At 67.6% G+C, this 20,530-nt stretch carries 16 protein-coding genes; 8 read left to right on the top strand and 8 right to left on the bottom strand.

The features are described from left to right. Positions 1-46: 46 nt before the first annotated feature. From AACZ75_RS03250 to AACZ75_RS03235, 4 genes are all read right to left on the bottom strand, one after another. A complete protein-coding gene (locus tag AACZ75_RS03250; RefSeq protein WP_339871214.1) occupies positions 47-1,111 on the bottom strand; it encodes an endo-1,4-beta-xylanase in 1,065 nt (354 codons plus the stop codon). Between the two features lies 1 nt (position 1,112). Beyond that, positions 1,113-1,523 (bottom strand): flagellar FliJ family protein, encoded by a 411-nt coding sequence (locus AACZ75_RS03245; RefSeq protein WP_339871212.1) that lies wholly within the window; start codon positions 1,521-1,523, stop codon positions 1,113-1,115. Positions 1,524-1,536: 13 nt separating this feature from the next. Further along, the gene (gene fliI / locus AACZ75_RS03240) at positions 1,537-2,877 is read right to left on the bottom strand and encodes a flagellar protein export ATPase FliI (protein WP_339871211.1); all 1,341 of its coding nucleotides are present in this window, start codon (positions 2,875-2,877) and stop codon (positions 1,537-1,539) included. A 119-nt stretch (positions 2,878-2,996) separates the two neighbouring features. Then, the gene (locus tag AACZ75_RS03235) at positions 2,997-6,620 is read right to left on the bottom strand and encodes a PAS domain-containing protein (protein WP_339871210.1); all 3,624 of its coding nucleotides are present in this window, start codon (positions 6,618-6,620) and stop codon (positions 2,997-2,999) included. Positions 6,621-6,820: 200 nt separating this feature from the next. Between AACZ75_RS03235 and cysK the strand changes: the two genes are divergently transcribed. From cysK to AACZ75_RS03215, 4 genes are all read left to right on the top strand, one after another. Further along, complete coding sequence (gene cysK / locus AACZ75_RS03230) at positions 6,821-7,801, top strand: cysteine synthase A (RefSeq protein ID WP_339871209.1); 981 nt, start codon at positions 6,821-6,823, stop codon at positions 7,799-7,801. Positions 7,802-7,905: 104 nt separating this feature from the next. Then, the gene (locus AACZ75_RS03225; RefSeq protein ID WP_339871208.1) at positions 7,906-8,475 is read left to right on the top strand and encodes a hypothetical protein; all 570 of its coding nucleotides are present in this window, start codon (positions 7,906-7,908) and stop codon (positions 8,473-8,475) included. A 35-nt stretch (positions 8,476-8,510) separates the two neighbouring features. Further along, positions 8,511-9,728: a DUF2336 domain-containing protein gene (locus AACZ75_RS03220; protein WP_339871207.1), complete on the top strand. Its 1,218-nt coding sequence runs from the start codon at positions 8,511-8,513 to the stop codon at positions 9,726-9,728. 159 nt (positions 9,729-9,887) lie between these two features. Next, positions 9,888-10,319 carry a MucR family transcriptional regulator gene (locus AACZ75_RS03215; protein WP_339871206.1) on the top strand — a complete coding sequence of 144 codons (432 nt, stop codon included), beginning with the start codon at positions 9,888-9,890 and terminating at the stop codon, positions 10,317-10,319. A gap of 73 nt (positions 10,320-10,392) precedes the next feature. Here AACZ75_RS03215 and AACZ75_RS03210 read toward each other — a convergent pair whose 3' ends face one another. The 4 genes from AACZ75_RS03210 to AACZ75_RS03195 form a co-directional block, all read right to left on the bottom strand. Beyond that, positions 10,393-11,487, bottom strand: a complete 1,095-nt coding sequence (locus AACZ75_RS03210) for a DUF2336 domain-containing protein (protein ID WP_339871205.1) — start codon at positions 11,485-11,487, stop codon at positions 10,393-10,395. Further along, positions 11,484-11,855: a hypothetical protein gene (locus AACZ75_RS03205; RefSeq protein ID WP_339871203.1), complete on the bottom strand. Its 372-nt coding sequence runs from the start codon at positions 11,853-11,855 to the stop codon at positions 11,484-11,486. Before AACZ75_RS03205 ends, AACZ75_RS03210 begins: the two co-directional genes overlap by 4 nt. Before the next feature lie 537 nt (positions 11,856-12,392). Further along, on the bottom strand, positions 12,393-13,424 hold the full coding sequence (locus tag AACZ75_RS03200) for an ABC transporter substrate-binding protein (protein WP_339871202.1): 1,032 nt from the start codon (positions 13,422-13,424) through the stop codon (positions 12,393-12,395). Positions 13,425-14,039: 615 nt separating this feature from the next. Continuing rightward, positions 14,040-15,875, bottom strand: coding sequence for an ABC-F family ATP-binding cassette domain-containing protein (locus AACZ75_RS03195; protein ID WP_339871201.1), 1,836 nt, complete (start codon positions 15,873-15,875; stop codon positions 14,040-14,042). 73 nt (positions 15,876-15,948) lie between these two features. Here AACZ75_RS03195 and AACZ75_RS03190 point away from each other — a divergent pair, with 73 nt between their 5' ends. The 4 genes from AACZ75_RS03190 (at position 15,949) to AACZ75_RS03175 (ending at position 20,518) form a co-directional block, all read left to right on the top strand. Then, a complete protein-coding gene (locus AACZ75_RS03190) occupies positions 15,949-16,407 on the top strand; it encodes a YcgN family cysteine cluster protein (protein ID WP_339871199.1) in 459 nt (152 codons plus the stop codon). A gap of 77 nt (positions 16,408-16,484) precedes the next feature. Further along, on the top strand, positions 16,485-18,887 hold the full coding sequence (locus AACZ75_RS03185; RefSeq protein WP_339871198.1) for a PAS domain S-box protein: 2,403 nt from the start codon (positions 16,485-16,487) through the stop codon (positions 18,885-18,887). A gap of 148 nt (positions 18,888-19,035) precedes the next feature. Continuing rightward, positions 19,036-19,386: a hypothetical protein gene (locus AACZ75_RS03180; protein WP_339871197.1), complete on the top strand. Its 351-nt coding sequence runs from the start codon at positions 19,036-19,038 to the stop codon at positions 19,384-19,386. After that, entirely contained in the window at positions 19,328-20,518 is a 1,191-nt protein-coding gene (locus AACZ75_RS03175; RefSeq protein WP_339871196.1) for a terminase family protein, read from the top strand. The genes AACZ75_RS03180 and AACZ75_RS03175 overlap by 59 nt, the downstream gene beginning before the upstream one ends. The last annotated feature ends 12 nt before the right edge of the window (positions 20,519-20,530 follow it).

Below are 20,530 nucleotides of genomic sequence, written 5' to 3'. Positions count from 1 at the left end.
AAAATGAAGTTGATCGGTGTCAAGCCTGAACGTCGGGCCGTGCCAACTAGCGTTGGAAGGCCGCAGCCAGGGCCCCGGCCATCGGGTTGGGCCGGCCGGTGGCATCGAAGGGTAGCGGTCTGTCCTTGCCGTCGTCCTTGTCGCCACGCCGGTACCAGCTGTCGGTGTCGCGCAGGCCCCAGGTGGTGAAGCCAAAGCGCTGCGCGGCCGGCAGACGCATATAGGCCGCGGCCAGTTCGGCGACCCGGGCGGTCTGACGCGACAGGCGCTCCTGAAGGCCCCGCAGGTCCAGAGGACTGTCTGTGCGCAGGCTCACATCCAGTTCCGAGACATGGATGGGCAATCCGAACTGGGCCAACTCGTGCATGAAGGCCGCGATCTGGCCGTCGGGTATGTCGATCCAGAGGTGAGACTGGGTGCCGAGGCCCTGCAGCGGGCAGCCGGATTTCAGCAGGCGTTCGACCAGGCGCAGGAACTGGGTACCCTTGGCCGGGACGCCTTCGAGATTGTATTCGTTCAGGAACAGGACGGCGTCGGGGTCGGCGATCCGGGCCTGGTCGAAGGCGCGACGAATATAGCCGTCCTGACCGTACCGCCGACTCCAGTGGCAGTCGCGCAGGCCGGACCCGTCGTCGAGGATCGGCTCATTGACCACGTCCCAGCTTCTCACCTTGCCGCGGTAGCGGCCGGCGACCGTGGCGATATAGCCGTCGAAGGCGCGGTCGAAGGCGGCATTGTCGAGGCCGGAAAAGACGTCCTGTCCCTGGGCGTACCAGATCAGGGTGTGGCCGTGCAGGGCCATGCCGTTGTCGGCGGCGAAGCGGGCGATGCGGTCGGACCGATCCAGACGGAGGCGATCCGGGCCGTCGGCCAGGATGTATTCCATCTTCATCTCCCACTCGGGTGTGAGCTGGGAGACATGGGTGCGGGCCAGATCCAGCCAGCCGGGATCGGTCAGGTTGGCGAGCTGGACGCAGGTGCCGAAGGCCCCGGGGGTGATGGTCTTGAGCGGGGGAAGGCGGGCCGGTTGCGGGCCGGCGACGGCGGCGCGGCGACAGCCGGCGATCACCGGGGCCAGCGCCAGCGATGTCAGCAGCGCCCGCCGGTTCATGTCAGCCCGCGCGCCGCCTCAGGCCCAGTTCGTCAAAGGCGGCCGTTTCCCGTTTGCCGGCCGCGACGATGGCGTTCAGCCGGGTGGTTTCGGCGACGTGTTCGAACTTCTTCAGTTCCTCGAACGCGCCGGTCAGGGCGTCGCGCGCGCCTTCCTCTTCGAGGTCGAGCGTCTGGACCTCGGTGAGGGCGGCGCTACGGCGCATCTTCCAGCCGCTGAGATAGGCCTGCAGCAACATGGCGGCGTCGGCGTCGCCACGCGACTGCTCCCGCTCGATCTCGACTTCCGCGTCCAGGACCGCGATGCGCATCTCTGCGGACGCGCGTCGGGCCGTGATCTCGGCCAGCCGTTTTTGCAGGGTCTCGACCTCATAGTTCGAGATACGGATCAGCGAATGGGCCCAGGCAGTCATTGGTTTACTCCGGTCACTCAACCATTCCTTGGTTCAGAATAGTTTCCAGACGGTCAAAGGAATCCGACATTCGTGTCGTTTCGTCCTTGTCCTGACCGAGAAACGCCTCGAGGTCGGGGTTGAGGGCGATGGCGCGGTCGACGATCGGATCGGCCCCGGTGCGATAGGCTCCGATGCGGATCAGCTCTTCCATATTGGCGTAGGCGCTCAGGCACTGGCGGGCGCGCTTGTTGAGTTCGCGCTCGGGCGGGGTCTGGCAGGCCGGCAGGGTCCGGCTGACCGATTTGAGCACGTCGATGGCCGGGAAGCGGCCGCGCTCGGCGATCTTGCGGTCCATGACGATGTGGCCGTCGAGAATCCCGCGTACGGCATCGGCGATCGGCTCGTCATGGTCGCCACCGTCCACCAGCACGGTGAACATGGCGGTGATCGGGGCGGCGGTGGTGCCGTCCGGCCGGATCGGGCCGGGGCCGGCGCGCTCCAGCAGCTTGGGCAGTTCGGAAAAGACCGTCGGCGTATAGCCCTTGGTGGTCGGCGGCTCGCCTGCGGCCAGGCCGATCTCGCGCTGGGCCATGGCGAAGCGGGTGACCGAGTCCATCAGGCACAGGACCTCGAGGTCCTGGTCGCGCAGGAATTCGGCAATGGCCATGGTCATATAGGCAGCCTGGCGACGCTTCAGGGCCGGCTCGTCCGAGGTGGCGACGACGACGATGGCGCGGCGCAGACCCTCTTCGCCGAGAGTCTCCTCGATGAATTCGCGCACCTCACGGCCCCGCTCGCCGATCAGGCCGACGACGACGACATCGCAACTGGCCTGACGCGCCAGCATCGACAGCAGCACAGACTTGCCGACACCCGAGCCGGCGAAGATGCCGAGCCGCTGGCCGCGGCAGGTGGTGGTGAAGACGTCCATGGCCCGGACGCCGAGGTCGATCCGCTCTCCGACCCGGCCACGCGAATGGGCCGGCGGTGGCGGGGCCCGCAAAGGATAGGCGGCGGAACCGACCGGCAGGGGGCCGTTCCCGTCGATCGGGGTGCCGAAGGCGTCGATGATCCGGCCCAGCCAGGCCGTGGTCGGGCGGACCGACGCAGCCTGGTTGGTAATGTAGATGTCCGCACCGGGGGCCACGCCCTCGACCGGGCCAAACGGCATCAGCAGGGCCTTGGAATCGCGGAAGCCGACGACCTCGGCGGGCAGGGGGGCCTGTCCGCGTCGCCCGATCTCGGCCCGGGCCCCGACGGCGAGACGCGAAAGCCCGCCCCGGGATTCGATCAGCAGGCCGCTGACGCCCGCGACCTTGCCGGTCACGACCAGCGGGTCGATCGCTTCGATGGCGGCGACGAGATTACGCAAGAACACAGACCCCGGATCAGCCCGTTAACGTTTGCGCCATCGTGGTTAATGGCGAATGAACTCCGCCCGCGCGCCGGCCGGCCGCCTCGATGAAACCATGGCGACCGCGTCCGGCTGGCTCAGCCTTCCCGGGGCTGCTCGATCATGTCCCGGATTTTCTCACCCAGTTCGGTCATCACGAACGGCTTGGTCAGGACCTCCATGCCGTCGTCGAGCAGTCCGTTCCCGACCGCAGCGTTCTCGGCGTATCCGGTCACGAAAAGGATCTTGAGGTCGGGTCGTGTTTCGCGCGCGGCATCGGCGACCTGACGACCGTTCATGCCGCCGGGCAGCCCCACGTCGGTGATCAGCAGGTCGACCTGCGGGCTCGACTGCAGCAGGGCCAGTCCCGCGGGTCCGTCGCCGGCCTGCAGGGCGCGATAGCCCGCGTCTTCAAGAACCTCGACGATGAGCATCCGCACCGTCGGCTCATCATCGATTACCAGGACGGTCTCACCGTTGCCCTGGATACCCGAGAGCGGGCCGCGGGCCGCGGTGTCTTCGTCAACCTCGCCCATGAACCGGGGCAGGTACAGGCTAATGGTCGTGCCGCTGCCGATCTCGGACTGGAGACGAACCTGCCCGCCGGATTGCCGCACAAAGCCGTGAATCATCGACAGGCCCAGGCCGGTACCCTGGCCCAGCGGCTTGGTCGTGAAGAACGGATCGAAGGCCTGGGAGATGACCTCGGGCGTCATGCCCGTGCCGGTGTCCGTGACGCTCAGACAGACGTACTGACCGGCGGGCAGGTCGTGTTCCCGCGCGGCGCGGTCATCCAGCGTCGCGTGGGTGGTCGCGATGGTCAGGTGACCCCCGTCGGGCAGCATGGCGTCGCGGCTGTTGATGCACAGGTTCAGCAGGGCGTTTTCGAGTTGGGACGGATCCATGCGCGTGGCCCAGAGGTCGCTGGCCCCGGCAAACTCGACCTCCACATTGGGGCCGGCGCTGCGACGGATCAAATCCTCCATGCCCGCAATCAGGCGGTTCACGTCGATTGCCTTCGGGTCGAGTGTCTGGCGGCGCGAGAAGGCCAGCAGACGCTGGGTCAGGGCGGCGGCTCGCTGGGCCGCCCCCTGGGCGGCGGTGATGTAGCGGTCGACGCCGTTCAGGCGACCTTCGCCGATGCGTTTTTCGAGCAGTTCGAGGCTGCCGCTGATTCCGGCCAGCAGGTTGTTGAAATCATGGGCAATCCCACCGGTAAGCTGGCCGACCGCCTCCATCTTCTGCGACTGGCGCAGCGCCGCCTGCGCCTGCATCAGCTGCTGTTCGCGCGCCTTGTCCTCGGTCAGGTCGCGGCCGACGGCGATGAAATTCTTGCCGTCGGGCTCGGGGGCCACGGTCCAGTCGATCGGCGTCCAGACTCCCGCCCTGGACAGGACCCGGTTCTGGAAGCGGGTTGGTCGTCCGGTCTCTCGCATCGCCGTCAACGCCGCCACGGTAGCCTCGATATCCTCCGGGTTGATGATGTCGGCATAGGGGCTGGTCAGCAGTTCCTGTTCGGTCCGGCCCAGGACTTCGGTCCACGCCGGATTCACCGCCGACAGGCCGCCTTCATAGTCGGCCCGCGCCAGCATGTCGGTGGACAGGGTCCACAGCTGGTCCCGCTCGGCCGTGGCACCGGTCAGCAGGTTCGACAGGATGTCGTTGACCCGCTCCAGCTCCTCGCCTTGCCGGCGGATGTCCTCGATGTCGATGTTGGCCCCGACCCAGCGGGTGATGGCACCCGTGTCGTCGCGCACCGGCTCGGCATGAACGACAAAACGACGCCATTCCCCGTCGGCGCGGCGGATGCGGAACTCCGTCCGGTAGGACTGGCCGCTTCGCAACGACCGGCCCCAGCTTTCCGCCGCGCCCGGGAGGTCATCGGGATGGACGATCGCGCCCCAGCCATCCGTCCCGTCCAGCGTGCCCTCGGTCGCGCCGGTGTAGAGGTAGACCTGCTCATTGAACCAATACAGATACCCGTCCGGGCGGCTGGCCCAGACCTGGTTCGGAACCGCCTGGGCGAAGGCACGGAAGTGGGCCTCGCTCTCGCGCAGGGCACGCTCGGCGCGCCGGCGCTCGGTCAGATCCTTGAAGAGGACCGCGACCTGTCTGCGGCTGGCCGGTTCGATGCGAAAGGCCGCCAGTTCCAGGAAACGACCGGTCGGCTGGAACTCCTTCTCAAGGCGGATCGACTTTCCCGTGCGCAGCACGTCGCCATACAGATCGATCCAGGGCTGCGCCTCTTCTCCGGCCAGTTCGCGAATGGTGTGGCCTTCAACCGAATCCAGGCCGACATGCTGGGCCGCCGCCGGGTTGGCTTCGACATGCATATAGTCGCTCAGCGGACCGTGCGGACCATCGACGAATTCGATCAGCGCGAACCCCTCGTCGATCGTCTGGAACAGCGTCCGGTACCGGCTCTCGCTGTCACGCAGGGCGGTGACGTCCTGGGCCGTGCCGGCCATCCGGACCGGCGTGTCGCCCTCGAACTGCACCTGCCCGGTGATCGTCAACCAGCGCATCGACCCGTCCGGCTGAAGGACGCGGATGTCGTGGTTCAGCCGGTGATCACCCGACGGGTCGAGCGCCCGGCCGACCGCTTCGGCATAGGCAGGCCCGTCCTCGGGGTGGATGCTTTGCGCGAGCGCCGTCTGCAGTGTCAGCCGTCCATCGGCCGGCAGTCCGAACATGGCCATCATCCGCGCGTCGGCTTCCGCCAGATCGCGGTCCGGAAACCAGACAAACGCGCCCAGGTTGGCCGCGTCCAGCGCCTGATTCAGCCGCGCCTGATTTTCCTGAAGCGCGCGCGAGGCCAGCGAAACCTCGGTGGAGTCGTATCCGCCCACGAAAATCCCCGACACCTTGCCGTCGGCGTCGCGGATCGGTTCGTAGACAAAGTCGATGGTGCGGTCGCCATCCTCCCGATCCAGCCGGACCGACAGGTTTCTGGCGATGTGTTGATCGCCGCTGGCGTAGACCTGATCGAGCAGTTCGAAAAAGCCCTGCCCCTCCAGTTCCGGAAACACCTCCCGCACGGATCGGCCGATGAACTCGCGCGGGCCGGAAATATCGACATAGGCGTCGTTGATGTATTCGTAGACGTGGTCCGGTCCGGACAGCACCGCGGCGAAGCCCGGCATCTGCTGCAGCATGGCGCGATGCCGGGCCTCTTCCGCAGCGACCCGCCGGTCGGCCAGGATGCGGTCGGTGGTCTCGGTGCAGGCACAGAACATTCCCGCCACCGCGCCGCCCTCGTCGCGGACCGGGGAGTAGGAGAAGGTGAACCAGGTCTGCTCGTCATGCCCCTTGCGGTTCATGACCAGCGGCAGGTCCTCGAAATAGGTGGACTTGCCGTCCATCGCAGCCTCGACCATCGGGACGATGTCGGACCAGATTTCAGACCAGATTTCCGCGAACGGGGCACCCAGTGCGGTCGGATGCTTCTTGCCGAGGATGGGCGCATAGGCGTCGTTGTACAGAAATCCCAGGTCGTCGCCCCAGGCGACGAACATGGGAAATTGCGACGCCAGCATCAGTTCGACGACCGTATTCAGCGACGCCGGCCAGTGCCCGGGTGGTCCCAGCGGCGACTCCGACCAGTCCCGGGTTCGGATCAGATCCGCGATCCGTCCCGTCGCTTTCAGTCCGCCACAGCCCGCCTGTGCGTCGGTGGCGGCCGCTGAATACCCGTCGGCCGTCCTGCTTGACGTATCCTTCAAAAGCCTGACCCCCGACAATTCACGCCACCGCGTGTCCCTCCAACGCACGAAAACCGCAAAGGCTTCAACTGCTGAATCCGGGGCAGGCCGATGACCCCCCGTCGTTGCCTTCCGCGTCCGCGCTCCCTAGATCGGGCTGTCCGGAACCGGGAGAACCCGCACCGCGTGTGCGCACCGATCGCCGGTCGCCGGAGCCCGCCATGACCGATGCCCCCTACGATCCCTCCCGACACCTGAAGGCCGGGCGCGGTCGAATCTTTCCCTCGATCCTCGACACGATCGGCGACACGCCGCTGGTCGGGCTGCCGCGCCTGTCAACCGAATACCGGCCCCGGGCGACCGTGCTGGCGAAGCTGGAGTTCTTCAACCCGATCGGCTCGGTCAAGGACCGGATCGGCGTGGCCATGATCGATGCCCTCGAACAGTCGGGTCAGCTCCGGCCCGGCGCGGTGCTGATCGAACCCACGAGCGGCAATACCGGCATCGCCCTGGCTTTTGTCGCCGCGGCGCGGGGGTATCGTCTGATCCTGACCATGCCTGAAAGCATGTCGGTCGAACGGCGCAAGATGCTGGCGCTGATGGGGGCCGAACTGGTGCTGACCCCGGCCGAGAAGGGCATGAAGGGGGCCATCGCCATGGCCGAGGACCTGCTGGCGCGGACGCCGGGCGCGGTCAGCCCTTCGCAGTTCGATAATCCGGCCAATCCGGCGATCCATCGCGTCACCACGGCGGAGGAGATCTGGAATGATACGGCCGGAGCGGTCGATATCGTCGTGGCCGGCGTCGGCACCGGCGGCACGATCACCGGCGTCGGCCAGGCGCTGAAAGCCCGCAAGCCTTCGGTCCGGATGATCGCGGTCGAACCGTCCGACTCTCCGGTCCTGTCGGGCGGCGAGCCGGGGCCGCACAAGATCCAGGGGATCGGGGCCGGCTTCATCCCCGTCATCGTCGACCGGTCGGTGATCGACGGGGTCGAGCGGGTTACCAACGACGACGCCTTCGACATGGCCCGCAGGGTGGCCCGCGTCGAAGGCATCCCGGTCGGCATCAGTTCGGGCGCAGCGCTTGTCGCGGCCTTCCGGCTGGCGGCCCTGCCGGAGAATGACGGCCAGACGATCGTCGTCATCGTGCCCAGTTTTGCCGAACGCTATCTGTCGACGGCCCTGTTCGAGGGCCTGTAGAGCTTGCCTCTTTGCCGGATCGGTGGGCCGCTGGGGCCGAACCGGCCGGGGGGCACGCCGCGACCCGGCCGTGTGCGAGATCGCGACCGGTCAAGGAGGCTGCCGTGTTGAGATCCGTTCTGACCCTTGTGGTCGCTGCCCTGACGATCGCGCTGGCGGCCCCCGCGTCCGGCGCGGGAGTCGCGCCTCCGGACTGGTGGCCGGCCCATGTCGCGTTCATGACCCGGGGTGACGCGGCCTGGGAGACGCCCAATCCGGGCGCTGCGAGCGACCCGTCAGTCCCTGACGCCTACGGCATGCAGTGGACGGCGGTGAATGACGGAACCGGCATGATCGGCCGGCTGTACGGGGTGAAGGACGGTCGCGAGACCGACGAGTTCTGGGCCTTCAGGGAATTCCTTCACCCCGGACGCGGTGTCGTGGTGATCGAGCAGTGGGGCGGATCCGGCCTGTACGGGCGTGGTGAAACCATCGCCACGGCCCCCGATCGCGGGGAGACGGACCAGACCTTCTGGCTGCCTGACGGCCGCAGCTGGCGGGAGGGGCATCGTGCGCACGAGGACGGGGACCTCTACCATACCGACGTGTTCGATATCGGTGCCGATGGAGTCTGGACCCGGAGGGACGCCAACACCTGGCGGCGCGTGCCCAGGCACGCCGCATCACCGTCATAGCCGGTTAACCGTCCCGGCGGTAACGTCGGGTCGACATGTCAGAGCCCGCGGCCCTTTTCGATGAGGGCGCATCCCCGTCGGGGCTGCGCGCCCGCCATGCGCTGCTGAAGCGTCTGGCGGATGTCGTGTCGCTGCCGGGCAGCCGGATCAACGCCTTCGAGCGGTCGGTGACCGGTGATCTGCTGGTGGAGATGCTGAGACTGGCCGCGCCGCAGGAGCGCAAGCGGGTCGCGGTGCGCCTGGCCCCCCTGGCGGAACTGCCGAACAGTCTGACGCGACTGCTGCTGCGCGACGCACCCGAAATAGCCGGCCAACTGATCGAGCTTTGCGCATCACTGACCGACGCCGACCTTGTGTCGTGTGCCCGCGATGCCGGGCCCGAGCACCGGCTCATGATCGCCCAGCGGCGCGGCCTGTCCGAAGTCGTGACCGAGACCCTGCTGACGTTCGGGGAGGGGGCGGTCACGGAGGCGGTGCTGCGCAACACGGTGGCCCGGCTGAGCCAGACCGCGGTCGAGAGTATAGTCAGCCAGAGCCGCCAGACTCCCGCCTTCTGCAGTTTGCTGCTGAAGCGTCCGGAATTGAGACCGGCGGGGGCCTATGTGATGTTCTGGTGGTGCGGGTCGGAGGACCGGCGCACCATTCTGCAGCGGTTCGCCGTGTCGCGCGAAGTGATGCAGGAAGTTTCGGAAGACGTCTTCGCCATGGCGGCAGCGGAAGGCTGGAACGATCCGGTTTCGCGCAAGGCCCTGCAGTTCATCGAGCGGCGGCAACGTAACCGTTCGGCGATCGACAAGAGCCCCTATGACAGTCTTGAACACGCCATCGCCGTGGCCGAGAGCGACGGGCTCAAGCCGGACGTCGCTTCGGAAATCGCCTATCTGGCCGGAATCAAACCCCTGACCGGTGCCAAGATCATCGGCGATGTCGGGGGCGAACCCCTGGCCATCCTGTGCAAGGCAACCGGCCTGGGTCGCACCGACCTCCAATCCCTCTGGCGTTCGATGCGGCGACCCGAAACGGGGACGGACGGTCGGGTGGCTCCGGACTGGGACCGTGTCCAGACGACCTTCGAGATGCTGGCGGTCGATCGGGCCCAGACCGTACTGCGCTACTGGAACTGGTCGCTGTCTTCAGCCCTGACGCCGGCCTTGCTGCGGGCGATCCGGGACGGCGAGGATGAAGCGATTGACGAATATTCGGCCCCTGAGCGCGCAGCAATGATGGCCCTTGCTGAAAACTTCGGGCGATAGACAACAATCAGATTCGGTCTGCGGGGCGATGGCGCTGTCCATCCTTCCGTACGTATTTCGGTTGGATTGCCATTATTGACGAACATCATTATTGAAGCCGTGGGCGACGGGTCGATGTTGATCAGTCAAGAACACAATCGAACGGGTGAGGCTGAGCTAATGGAAGAGAATTCCCAACTGCTGGAAATGACCGCTGACATCGTGTCGGCGTATGTCGGTAACAACAACGTCCAGGCTACCGAACTGCCGTCACTGATCGCGAACATCCATGCTGCCCTGACCCAGGTTTCCGGTGGTGCACCCGAGCCCGAACCCGAACTCAAGGAACCGGCCGTGCCGGTTCGCAAGTCGATCACGCCCGACTTCCTGATCTGCCTTGAGGACGGTCGCAAGTTCAAGTCGCTGAAGCGGCATCTGCGCACCAAATACAATATCAGCCCGGAAGAGTACCGGGCCAAATGGGGTCTCGCCAAGGACTACCCGATGGTCGCGCCGAACTACGCCAAGGCCCGTTCGGACCTGGCCAAGCAGATGGGTCTCGGTCAGGGCGGTCGCAAGCCGGCCCGGACCCCGGCACGCGCCAAGAAATAGACAACGGCCTGTGACGATTGAAAACGCCCGTCTTCGCAGGAAGGCGGGCGTTTTTCTTGGGCGCGGGTAAGGGTCAGGCCGCCTGTGCGGTGCGCCGCATGCGCCAGAAGCGCAGGGTCCGCTGGGCGGCCTCGGGGGCCAGTTCGGCATACATCCGGGCATAGGCATGGGCCTTGCCCATGGCGTCACCGTCATCGTTGAGCAGGACGACGGCATAGGTCAGGAACAGGGCCCGTTCGAGTTCGGCCGAACGGCAGACCACGGCAAGGGCGTCGAGGTCGCGGCGCTCGACGATCTGGCTGGCCGTGTGGAAGTCGATGTCGGCGAGTTGCGACAAGGCGATCAGGAAGGATGTCTGCCCGCCGGAGCGGAGGAAGCGGGCCAGCATCTGTGGCGTCAATTGTCCCGCGGCCCTGAGTTCCTCGACGTAGGCGAGACTCTCACTGTAGTCGGCGGGCAGCGCCCCGTCGCTGGTGGCCACGCGGGCACGCCCGGCCGCCAGGGCGACTTCCAGCAGGGCAGGGTCCATCTGCGCATTCTGTTCGAGGATTTGCTGACGCAACCGCGCCTCGACCACGAAATACATGTCGTTGAGCAGGTCGGCGGGCAGGGCGCTGCGCGCCACGGTATCCTCGTGCAGGGTCGGGTTGACCTTGGCCCGCTCGACGGCGGCCTCGGAGGCTGCGCGTGACAGCTGGGCCCCGTCATTGCGCAACAGGGTGCCCAGGGTGACGTCGTCGCCCCGCTCGACGATGACGTCGGATACCGCTTCGGACACGGTGGGGCGGATGGAGACCGCGCGAAGGTGCTCCTGGCCATGGGTGCGGACCACGGAAAGCAGATCCTCGTCGGTGAGCACGGGCGAGGCCCGGAGCACGGCGCCGGCGACCGCGGCCTCGTCATTGGCGAGCCGGCGGATCAGGCTGGCGGGCGCATCCGCCGTGTCGGCGAATCGGGCGGCCAGCTCGGCCCGGACGGCGGTCTCCATGTCGGCGGTCAGGCTGACGAGCACGGCATCATAAAGGCTGTCTTCAGCGGCCGAACGGGTGGGGTTGCCGAAGAAGCTCTCGGTAAGTTCACGCAGCAATTTGCGGCGGTTCTCGCTCGAGCCGTCGGCGGCCATCGCGATCAGGTCGGGCAGGCGGGAGGCAGGTGTGGCGTCGCTCATGGCTGATCCGGAGTGGAGGTGTCGGGCATGGCCTGGAGTCGTCCCTGGGCGTTGCGGATCAGGGTCGGCGGTTCCGGCGGCGCGGCGAGGTCCTGGGAGGCCAGGGAGGCGGGCAGATCGACGGCGATGGCGTCGACATAGGTCGCGGCCGGCAGCGGCGTCGGGTCCGGCTGGCGGTTGTTCTGACGGTGCACAGAATAGTAGCGCGCGCCCTGTTCGGCGGGACCGGCGGCCGCGGCCACTGCCGCGACCGGCGTCCGGGCCGGTGCGAGGGACGGGGATTGGGGCTGGACCTGCGGTGTCGCGGCGGGCGTGGCCTCGGGACCGCCCTGCATCCGGAAGATCAGGGCGTCACGGCGGGGAGCCATCGGATCGGCGGCGGGCGGCGGGGCAGGATTGGCGGTCGCCGAGGTGGCGGGGGGGGGGGCATGACCGGCCGCGGTGCCGGCGGGGGCGTCGATGCCGGTGCCGATGTCGCGGGGCTCATCCAGGCATTGGCCGGGGTCAGCCCCCGAGCGGGCGCAGACATTGACCCGGTCGCCGCCGGCGCGAGCGGTGTGCCGTGCGGAATGATCGCGGGAGTCGGGCGCCGCGCCGGGGCCGGGGCGCTGCGCCGCGCCGGGGTAACCGCAGGACGTTCCGGTGCCGTGCGCGCAGGCGTGGTGCGGCCCGGCCAGGTCAGGTAGCGCAGGCCCAGGCTTTGGCCGTCGTCGCGCGTTCCCGCCGGCGGCTGCTGGGCCGCGGCCGGGGTCGCGGCGACAAGGGCCACGACAGCAAAAAGGGTAATCGACAGGGCGCGACGCACCGGCACGGCTCCCGCTGCAAGGACTGGAACCGCACGGTAGCCGGGCCGAGCTTAACCTGCTGCTAACGACCGAAGGCGAAGTCGCGTGTCTGGCCGGGTGTCAGCCCCGGCCTGGCAGGTACTGGGTGGTGAAGGCCTCGCGCCAGTTCAGCGCCGCAGGATAGACGCCCGCCCCGGACATGGTCTCGAAAAAGGCCCGCCAGCGGTCGTCGGTCATGGTGCCGAGGCCATAGAGGGCGGCGTCGCCCCCGTCGACGAGGCCATTGGCCTGCAAGGCCTGCCGGGCATGGTCAAGTTCGGCCTGGGACATCTGCGGATTGTCGCGGCGGATCAGGGCGTCGGCCGCCCGGGCGTCGCCATGGATATAGTCGCGCCAGCCCTCGGCCGAGGCGGCGATGAAACTGCGCAGCGCGGCGGCGTTGTCGCGGGCGAAGGCGTTCGGGGCCAGCACCATCGTGGCATAGGACGGGTAGTCTTCATCTGCGAGCAGGAAGGACCGCGGCGTGAACCCGGCTTTCCGTTCAATCGTATAGGCATCGCTCCCGAGATAGCCCTGCTGCACGGCGCGCGCGTCGGCGATGAAGGGGGCCGGGTCGAAATCATACGGGCGCAGCTGTTCGTCGTTGAAGTCGTAGCGGGCCTTGAGCCAGGGCCAGAAGGTCGCGGCCGCGGCATCGGTCAGCAGGAACGGGCGACCCCTGAGATCGGCGATCGATTTCAACGCAGGGTCGGGATGAGCGATCAGGACCCGCGGGTCCTTCTGGAAGAAGGCGGCGACCGCCTTCACCGGGGCTCCCTCGGCCACGAGGTTCAGCGGAATGAAGCTGTCGGAGCCCATGCCCAGCTCGACGGTTCCGGAGGCCAGCAGTTCGGGAACGTCGACGTCGGGTCGCCCCTGGACAATCTGGACGTTGAGCCCCCGCCGGGCATAGGCCCCCCCGGCCAGGGCCTGGTAAAAGCCACCGTGTCCGGCGCGGGCATGCCAGTCCGTCGCAAAGCGCAGGCGTACGCGCCCTTCCTCGTCGACCGGCGCTTCCACGCGTCCGCAGGCCGCCAAGGTTGTGGCCGCAACGGCCCCCGCGAGGAGGCTGCGACGGCTGGCGAAAAAGGGGCGATTCTGGTCCCGCGACATGGTCGGGAGCCTAGGGCGACGATGCGGCCTTGGAAAGGTGAGCCGACGGCAATTCGGACGCCCGAATTGAGCGAGGGGACGCATGCCCGGTCGAACCGTTGCCTACGTCCCCTCGCCAAGTCCGGGTTGGGACTTGGCCATTGAGGTTCAGGGCCTTGGCGTCAGCACCAGCGGGCGAACCCGGTGATGGTCAGCTGTTTCCTGGCGACTCCTGGTCTCCGGCGTTCCGTCGGGTGTAACCCTGACGCCGTCCGTCGATCCCGGTCTGGTCCTCCGTCGTCCCGCACCGAAGCGCTAAAGACGGGGAGCCTGGACCCTGCCCGGTCTTTCCATGTCCCCCGAAGAGGTCAGGAACCCTTGGTCAGAGAGCCGGACCGGTTCGCTTGAACCCCGGGTCTCCCCGGTTTTCCGCGCCGCCGTGTCCCTCGGCCTGATCAAGCTCGCTCCAAATCGCCGAACCCGCAAGCGCAGGAAAGCGTCTGATTGTGGACGATTTGGTGGGTGAATTTACCAACCTCGCAGTCCGAACCGTGGAGAAGCGGTAAAATTTCGCAAAAGACCAAGGGTTTGCGAGATCGTGCACAACTGGATACTCAACGGTCGAAATTCGTCCGGTCAGGCGGTCTGAAGGGCTTCCCGTTTCGCTTCGAGCGCCAGCCATTCTTCCTCGGCGGCGACGAGGAGGGCGCGGGCGCGATCGGCATTGGCGGTGGCGCGGTCGAAGGCCTTGCGGTCGCGGGCGTAGAGGCCCGGGTCGGAGAGGGTGGCCTCGTGGCGGGCGATGTCGGCGGGGAGGGAGGCGAGCAGGCCCTCGAGCTCCTTGAGCCGGTGGGTGTCCTTGAACGACATCTTGGCGGGCTTTTTCGCGGCGACGGGTGCGACGACGGTCGCCGGGGCCGGGCTGGCGGCGGCGCGGCGCGCGGCCTCGGCGTCCTGCGGGCGCTGGTGGGTGCCGGGCTTGAGGAAGCCGGGGTTCTGGCGGATGAAGTCGGTCCAGCCGCCGGGGGTTTCGACGATGTCGCCGCGGCCGTTCATGGCGATGGTCGAGGTGGCGAGGCGGTCGACGAAGTCACGGTCGTGGCTGACCAGGATCAGGGTGCCGTCATAGGTCTCGAGCAGCTCTTCCAGCTTGTCGAGCGTGTCCATGTCGAGGTCGTTGGTCGGTTCGTCGAGCACCAGCATATTGGCCGGCTTGGCCAGGGCCCGGGCCAGCAGCAGGCGGTTGCGCTCGCCGCCGGACAGGGTCGAGATCGGCTGGCGCAGCTGGCCTTCCTGGAACAGGAAGTCCTTGGCGTAGGCGGCCACATGCTTGGACACGCCGCGCACCAGGATGGAGTCGCCACCCCCGGGGGTCAGGGCGTCCCAGAGGGTCATGTCACTGCGGAGGCCCTCGCGTGACTGGTCGAGGTAGACCGGCTCGAGATTGGCACCCAGCTTGACCGTGCCCTCGTCGGGGGCGAGTTCGCCGAGCAGGATCTTGACCAGGGTGGTCTTGCCCGCGCCGTTGGGGCCGACGATGGCGAGGCGGTCACCGCGGACGATGCGGGTGGTGAAGGGCTTGATGACGGTACGATCGCCGAAGGTCTTGGAGACGCTCTTGAGGTCGGCGACCAGCTTGCCGGAGGTCGCGCCGGAATCGACGCCGAGATAGAGCTCGCGCGGAACATCCTTGACCCGTTCCGCGCGGTCGGCCCGCAGGGCGTCAAGCGAGCGGGCGCGACCCTCGTTGCGGGTGCGGCGGGCGGTGATGGAGCGGTAGAAGGTCTCGGTTTCACGCTCGATGGTCCTGGTCAGCCGTTGCAGGGACTGGGCCTCTTCCCCGGTGACCTTGGTCGACCATTCGTCGAAGGCGTCGAAACTCTTGTTCAGGCTGCGGACCCGTCGGCCTTCCAGCCAGTGGCAGGTCTGGGTCACGCGGTTGAGGAAGGCGCGGTCGTGGCTGACCACCAGCACGGCGCAGCGGGCCGAGATCAGTTCCTCCTCGAGCAGCTCGATGGCGAGGATGTCGAGGTGGTTGGTCGGCTCGTCGAGGAGCATCAGGTCCGGCTCTTCGGCGAAGGCCTTGGCCAGGGCGGCGCGACGGATCTCGCCGCCGGACAGGTTGAGCGCCGATTTTTCCGGATCGAGGCCGAAGGTGTGCAGCCAGGCCTCGGCGGTCCAGGACTCGGCGTCGCCGGAGACTGCGTAATCCAGCAGGGTTTCGCCGGTGATGACCGGTTCCTGCGGCACATAGGCGAAGCGGACGCCGGACTGGACGGCACGCTCGCCCGAGTCGGGTTCGATCTGACCCATGATGATCTTCATCAGGGTGGACTTGCCGGCCCCGTTGCGGCCGACGAGACAGGCGCGGGTGCGTGGCTCGATGGCGAGGTCGACGCCGTCGAACAGGGGACGTTGACCGTCCTGGAGACGGACGCCCTTGAGGGCGATGAGGGGGGGACGGGCTGCCATGGGACGCGGCATATAGACTGCGAATGTGCCCGACGCGAGACACAGCGGACCGATCGGCGTAATGAGCCGCCCGATGAGCAAGCCGTTCTGGGAAACCAAGACCCTGTCCGAGATGTCCCGCAGCGAGTGGGAGAGCCTGTGCGACGGCTGTGGCCTGTGCTGTCTGATCCGGTTCGAGGACGAGGACACGGGCACGATCACGCCGACGCGGGTGCATTGCAAGCTGTTCGACAGCCAGGCCTGCACCTGTATCGACTATGCCCACCGGCGCGAGCAGGTGCCGGACTGCATCAAATTGACGCCGTGGAATATCGAGGCCCTGAAATGGATGCCGCTGTCGTGCGGCTATCGCCGGGTCCACGAGGGGCGCGGGCTGGCCGATTGGCATCCGCTGGTGTCCGGGGATGCCGAGAGTGTCCACGCGGCCGGCGTGTCGATCCGCGGCCAGACGGTGTCGGAGCTGTCGCTGGGGGAACCGGAGGATGCCCTGGCCTTCGAGGCCCCGGAATGGAACGACGAACGGGGCGGATGACCGCCGCCCGGACCGGGTAACAAAGCCTTTTCTTGTGCCTGATAATCCTGGTCGTTCCCTCGACCCGGAGACCGTGTATGCGTCGCGTCGCCAAGCGTACCATCAGCCTGGAAAGCCCCTTTGATCGACTGACATCGCTGCTGTGCAACAGCTTCGGCATGCCGTTTGGACTGGTGTCGGTGCTGGACGGCGACGAGGCGGTATTCCGCTCCGAGGTCGGTCTGGGCGAGGCGTCGTTGCCGCGCGAACAGAGCGTGAGCAATGTTCTGGTCGGCATGGGCTCCGGGGCCAGTCTGGTGATCGAGGACGCGCTTGCGCACCCGACGCTGTGTCACCATCCGATGGTCGCGGGGCCTCCGCATCTGCGCTTCTTTGCCGGGGCAACGGTGTCGAGGGCGGACGGCACGCCCGTCGGTGCCGTCGGCGTGATGGATGTAGAGCCGCATCCGGCCCTGACGACCGAACAGACCGAAACCCTGAAATTGATCGCGCAGCTTGCCGGGGACATGGTGGACCAGACGGCGGCGGCGCGGACCCAGGCCGAGCAGCTGCAACTGCTGGAAATGGCGGAGTCGGTGACCGGCATCGGCCATTGGCGGCTGGACCGGACCACGAACCGGGTGGTCTGGTCGGACGAGGTGTACCGGATCTACGGAGTCGAGCGGTCGACCTTCGATCCGTCGCTGGATGATGCGTTGCGATATTTCCATCCGGAAGACCGGGCGACCCTGGAGGGCCTGCTGCAGCGGACGGCCGAGACCGGCGAAGGGTTCGAGATCCGGATGCGGCTGATCCGCGACGACGGCGAGACGCGGCATGTGGTTTCGCGCGGGAGCGCCGAGCGGCTGGAGGACGGGAGCGTCGGGGCCCTGTTCGGAGTGTTCCAGGATCTGACCGATTCCGACCGGGCCCATGAGCGGCTGGTCCGGAGCGAGGCCCAGTACCGGCTGCTGGCCGATCGCGCGACCGACATCATCGTCACCTATGATCTGGAGGGACGGTTCACCTATGCGTCTCCGGCGATCGAAACGGTCACGGGGCACCGGCCGGAGGACCTGATCGGACAGTCGGTCCTGTCGCTGATTCTGGCTGATGACGTTCCCGACCTGACCGCCCGGTTCCGGGCCATGGTGACGGGAGAGGCCGAGAACAGCACCGATCGACTCCGCTATCGCGCCGTCACCAAGACGGGCGAGACCGTCTGGTTTGAGGCCCAGACCACCATCATTCGTGACGCGGACGGACTGGCCGTCGAATTCCAGGATGTGATCCGCGACATCTCCGAGACCAAACAGCTGGAGGATCAGCTGATCCGGGCGCGCGACCGGGCCGAGGCCGGGGCGCGGGCCAAGTCGGAATTCCTGGCCAATATGAGCCACGAGCTGAGGACGCCGCTGACCAGTGTGATCGGGTTCTCGGATCTGCTGCTGACCAGCAAGCGGTTGCCGGCGGTCGAGCAGGGCCACGCCGAGCGAATCCACACGGCCAGTGGTGCCCTGTTGAGCGTGATCAACGACATTCTCGACTACTCCAAGCTGGAGGCCGAGGCGGTCGATATGGAACCGCGCGCCTTCGCGCCGCGGGTTCTGGCCGAGGGGGCGGCGGCGATCGTCGAGGCCCAGTGTCAGGGCAAGGGACTGGCGCTGGAGGTCGAGATCGATCCGGCCCTGCCGCAAGCCCTGACCGGCGACGAGGGGCGGCTGCGGCAGGTGATGCTGAACTTTCTTTCGAACGCGGTGAAATTTACGCCGCGCGGCCAGGTGCGCCTGGCGGTCGGCGGTGGTCCCGCCGCGGACGGGCAATGGAAGTTGAAGGTCTCGGTGACCGACACGGGGATCGGACTGTCACCGGATCAGGTTGCGACCATGTTCGAGCGGTTCACCCAGGGCGACGCCTCGACGACGCGGGTTTACGGCGGTACCGGGCTGGGGCTGGCCATTTCGCAGCGGCTGGTGGAGTTGATGGGCGGCCAGGTCGGCGTGGACAGCGTGCCGGGTGAAGGCTCGACCTTCTGGCTGGAAGTGGTCCTGCCGACGGCGGAGTCCATCAACCGCGCGGACACGGAGGCGGTGTCGGTTACGGGGACGGGTCACCGGATCCTGGTCGCCGATGACGCAGCGGCCAATCGCGAGCTGATCGTCGCCATCCTGACCGGCCTGGGCCTGGAGGCCGATGCCGTCTGTGACGGTGCCGAGGCGGTCGATGCGGCCCGCACCGGCCGCTATGATCTGGTGTTGATGGATATGCAGATGCCGGTGATGGACGGTCTGGTCGCGACCCGGGCCATCCGGGCCATGGACGGGCCGATCGCGCGCCTGCCGATCCTGGCCCTGAGTGCCAATGTCCAGCGTGAGCAGATCGACCGCTGTCTGGCGGCGGGCATGGACGGCCATCTGGGCAAGCCGATCCAGATTCCCGCCCTGGCCGAGGCGCTCGGCCGGTTCCTGCAGCCGGCGGTCACTGACGGTCAGGCCGCCTGACCCGGACGCCCGGAAAAATCCTCCGAATTTTTGCGGAAATTCACTGTCCGAACCGGGGGTTGGGCTTTTCTACCGGCGAATTTCCCACCCTGGGGCGCTGCTGGCCTATGATTCAGCCATGTCGGAAAAAGCGGTTCGAAACGGGAAGATGACCCCGCGGGGTTTCGCCGACCGTGTGCAGGAACTGCTGGGCGCGACCGGCGACATGCCGCCGGACGAGGCCGAGCGGCGGGCCCGGGCGACGCTGGCCCTGGCCAGGGCCGCCAAGGTGCTGGATGAGGTCGAGCCGGCGGGGGGCGTATTTGACACCGATGACGACCAGCTGGACGCCGCCGGGGAGCAGCGGCTCAGGGACGAGCTCCTGCATCGAATTGTTGCGCTCAATGCCGACCTCGAGGCTCAGGAACGCGCTGGCGAGCCTGAATCAGAGCCAGCTGAGGTTGATCGAGACAGACTGGGCCGGCTGGTCGCATCGGGCGCAGCGACCGCCCGAGAGTGACTGGGCGACCTGGCTGTTTCTGGGCGGGCGCGGCGCGGGCAAGACCCGGGCCGGGGCCGAATGGCTGACGCGGCAGGCGATGCGGGGCGCGCGGCTGGCGCTGGTGGGTCCGACCCTGCACGACGTGCGCGAGGTGATGATCGAGGGGCCGTCCGGTCTGAGGGGCATCGCTCCCTGGAGCCGGCGACCGGTCTATCAGATCAGCCGGCGGCGGCTGGTCTGGCCCAACGGAGCGGTGGCCCACGCCTTTTCCGCCGAGGATCCCGAGAGTCTGCGGGGGCCGCAATTCCACGCCGCCTGGGCTGATGAATTCTGTGCGTGGAAACGCCCCGGAGAAGCCCTGGCCATGTTGCGGCTGGGCATGCGCCTGGGGGCCGATCCGCGTCTGGTGATCACCACGACGCCGAAGCCGATGCCGGCCCTGACGCGGTTGCTGGCCGAGCCGAGCACGGTGTCGACCCATGCGCCGACCCGGATCAATGCGCGCAATCTGTCGCGCGGCTTTCTGGCCGGGCTGGAGTCCCTGTACGGCGGCACGCGGCTGGCGGCGCAGGAGCTGGACGGGCTGATCCTGGGGCCGGGAGAGGCGCTGTGGACCCAGGATCTGCTGGATCGCTGCCGGGGCGGGACGCCGAGGAATTTTCGCAAGGTGGTGGTCGGGCTGGACCCGACGACGACGGCCGAGGGCGACAGTTGCGGCATCGTCGTCGTGGGACTGGCGGACAACAAGGCCTGGGTGCTGGCCGATGAAAGCGTCAGCGGCAAACGGCCCCGCGACTGGGCCCATGCCGTGGCGCGGACGGTGGCGCGGCACGAGGCTGACTGGGTCATCGCCGAGACCAACCAGGGCGGCCAGATGGTCGAGGACCTGCTGAAGGTCGCCAAATGCGGAGCCCGGATCCGGCCGGTGTTCGCCACCCGGTCGAAACGGGCCCGGGCCGAGCCGGTGGCCCTGCTCTACGACCAGGGCCGGGTCATCCACTGCGGCTATTTCGCCAGGCTGGAAGACGAGCTGATGGGGTTGGGCCTAGGCACGGGTGAGGCCAGTCCGGACCGGGCCGACGCCCTGATCTGGGCCGTCAGCCATCTGCTGCTGAACACCCGGGACAGCCCGAGTATCCGGTCGCTCTAATCGAGGACGACG

This window comes from uncultured Brevundimonas sp. (assembly GCF_963975535.1).
Taxonomy (GTDB): Bacteria; Pseudomonadota; Alphaproteobacteria; order Caulobacterales; family Caulobacteraceae; genus Brevundimonas.
Note: the sequence above shows the minus strand (reverse complement) of the source record. Positions and strands in the feature narration are given on the sequence as shown.

Coding starts and splice junctions, on each gene's coding strand:
- AACZ75_RS03200 (WP_339871202.1), bottom strand. CDS start 13,424: ATGTCGCGGGACCAGAATCGCCCCTTTTTCGCCAGCCGTCGCAGCCTC.
- AACZ75_RS03185 (WP_339871198.1), top strand. CDS start 16,485: ATGCGTCGCGTCGCCAAGCGTACCATCAGCCTGGAAAGCCCCTTTGAT.
- AACZ75_RS03220 (WP_339871207.1), top strand. CDS start 8,511: ATGTCAGAGCCCGCGGCCCTTTTCGATGAGGGCGCATCCCCGTCGGGG.
- AACZ75_RS03250 (WP_339871214.1), bottom strand. CDS start 1,111: ATGAACCGGCGGGCGCTGCTGACATCGCTGGCGCTGGCCCCGGTGATC.
- cysK (WP_339871209.1), top strand. CDS start 6,821: ATGACCGATGCCCCCTACGATCCCTCCCGACACCTGAAGGCCGGGCGC.
- AACZ75_RS03245 (WP_339871212.1), bottom strand. CDS start 1,523: ATGACTGCCTGGGCCCATTCGCTGATCCGTATCTCGAACTATGAGGTC.
- AACZ75_RS03210 (WP_339871205.1), bottom strand. CDS start 11,487: ATGAGCGACGCCACACCTGCCTCCCGCCTGCCCGACCTGATCGCGATG.
- AACZ75_RS03215 (WP_339871206.1), top strand. CDS start 9,888: ATGGAAGAGAATTCCCAACTGCTGGAAATGACCGCTGACATCGTGTCG.
- AACZ75_RS03190 (WP_339871199.1), top strand. CDS start 15,949: ATGAGCAAGCCGTTCTGGGAAACCAAGACCCTGTCCGAGATGTCCCGC.
- AACZ75_RS03195 (WP_339871201.1), bottom strand. CDS start 15,875: ATGGCAGCCCGTCCCCCCCTCATCGCCCTCAAGGGCGTCCGTCTCCAG.
- AACZ75_RS03205 (WP_339871203.1), bottom strand. CDS start 11,855: ATGGCTCCCCGCCGTGACGCCCTGATCTTCCGGATGCAGGGCGGTCCC.
- AACZ75_RS03180 (WP_339871197.1), top strand. CDS start 19,036: ATGACCCCGCGGGGTTTCGCCGACCGTGTGCAGGAACTGCTGGGCGCG.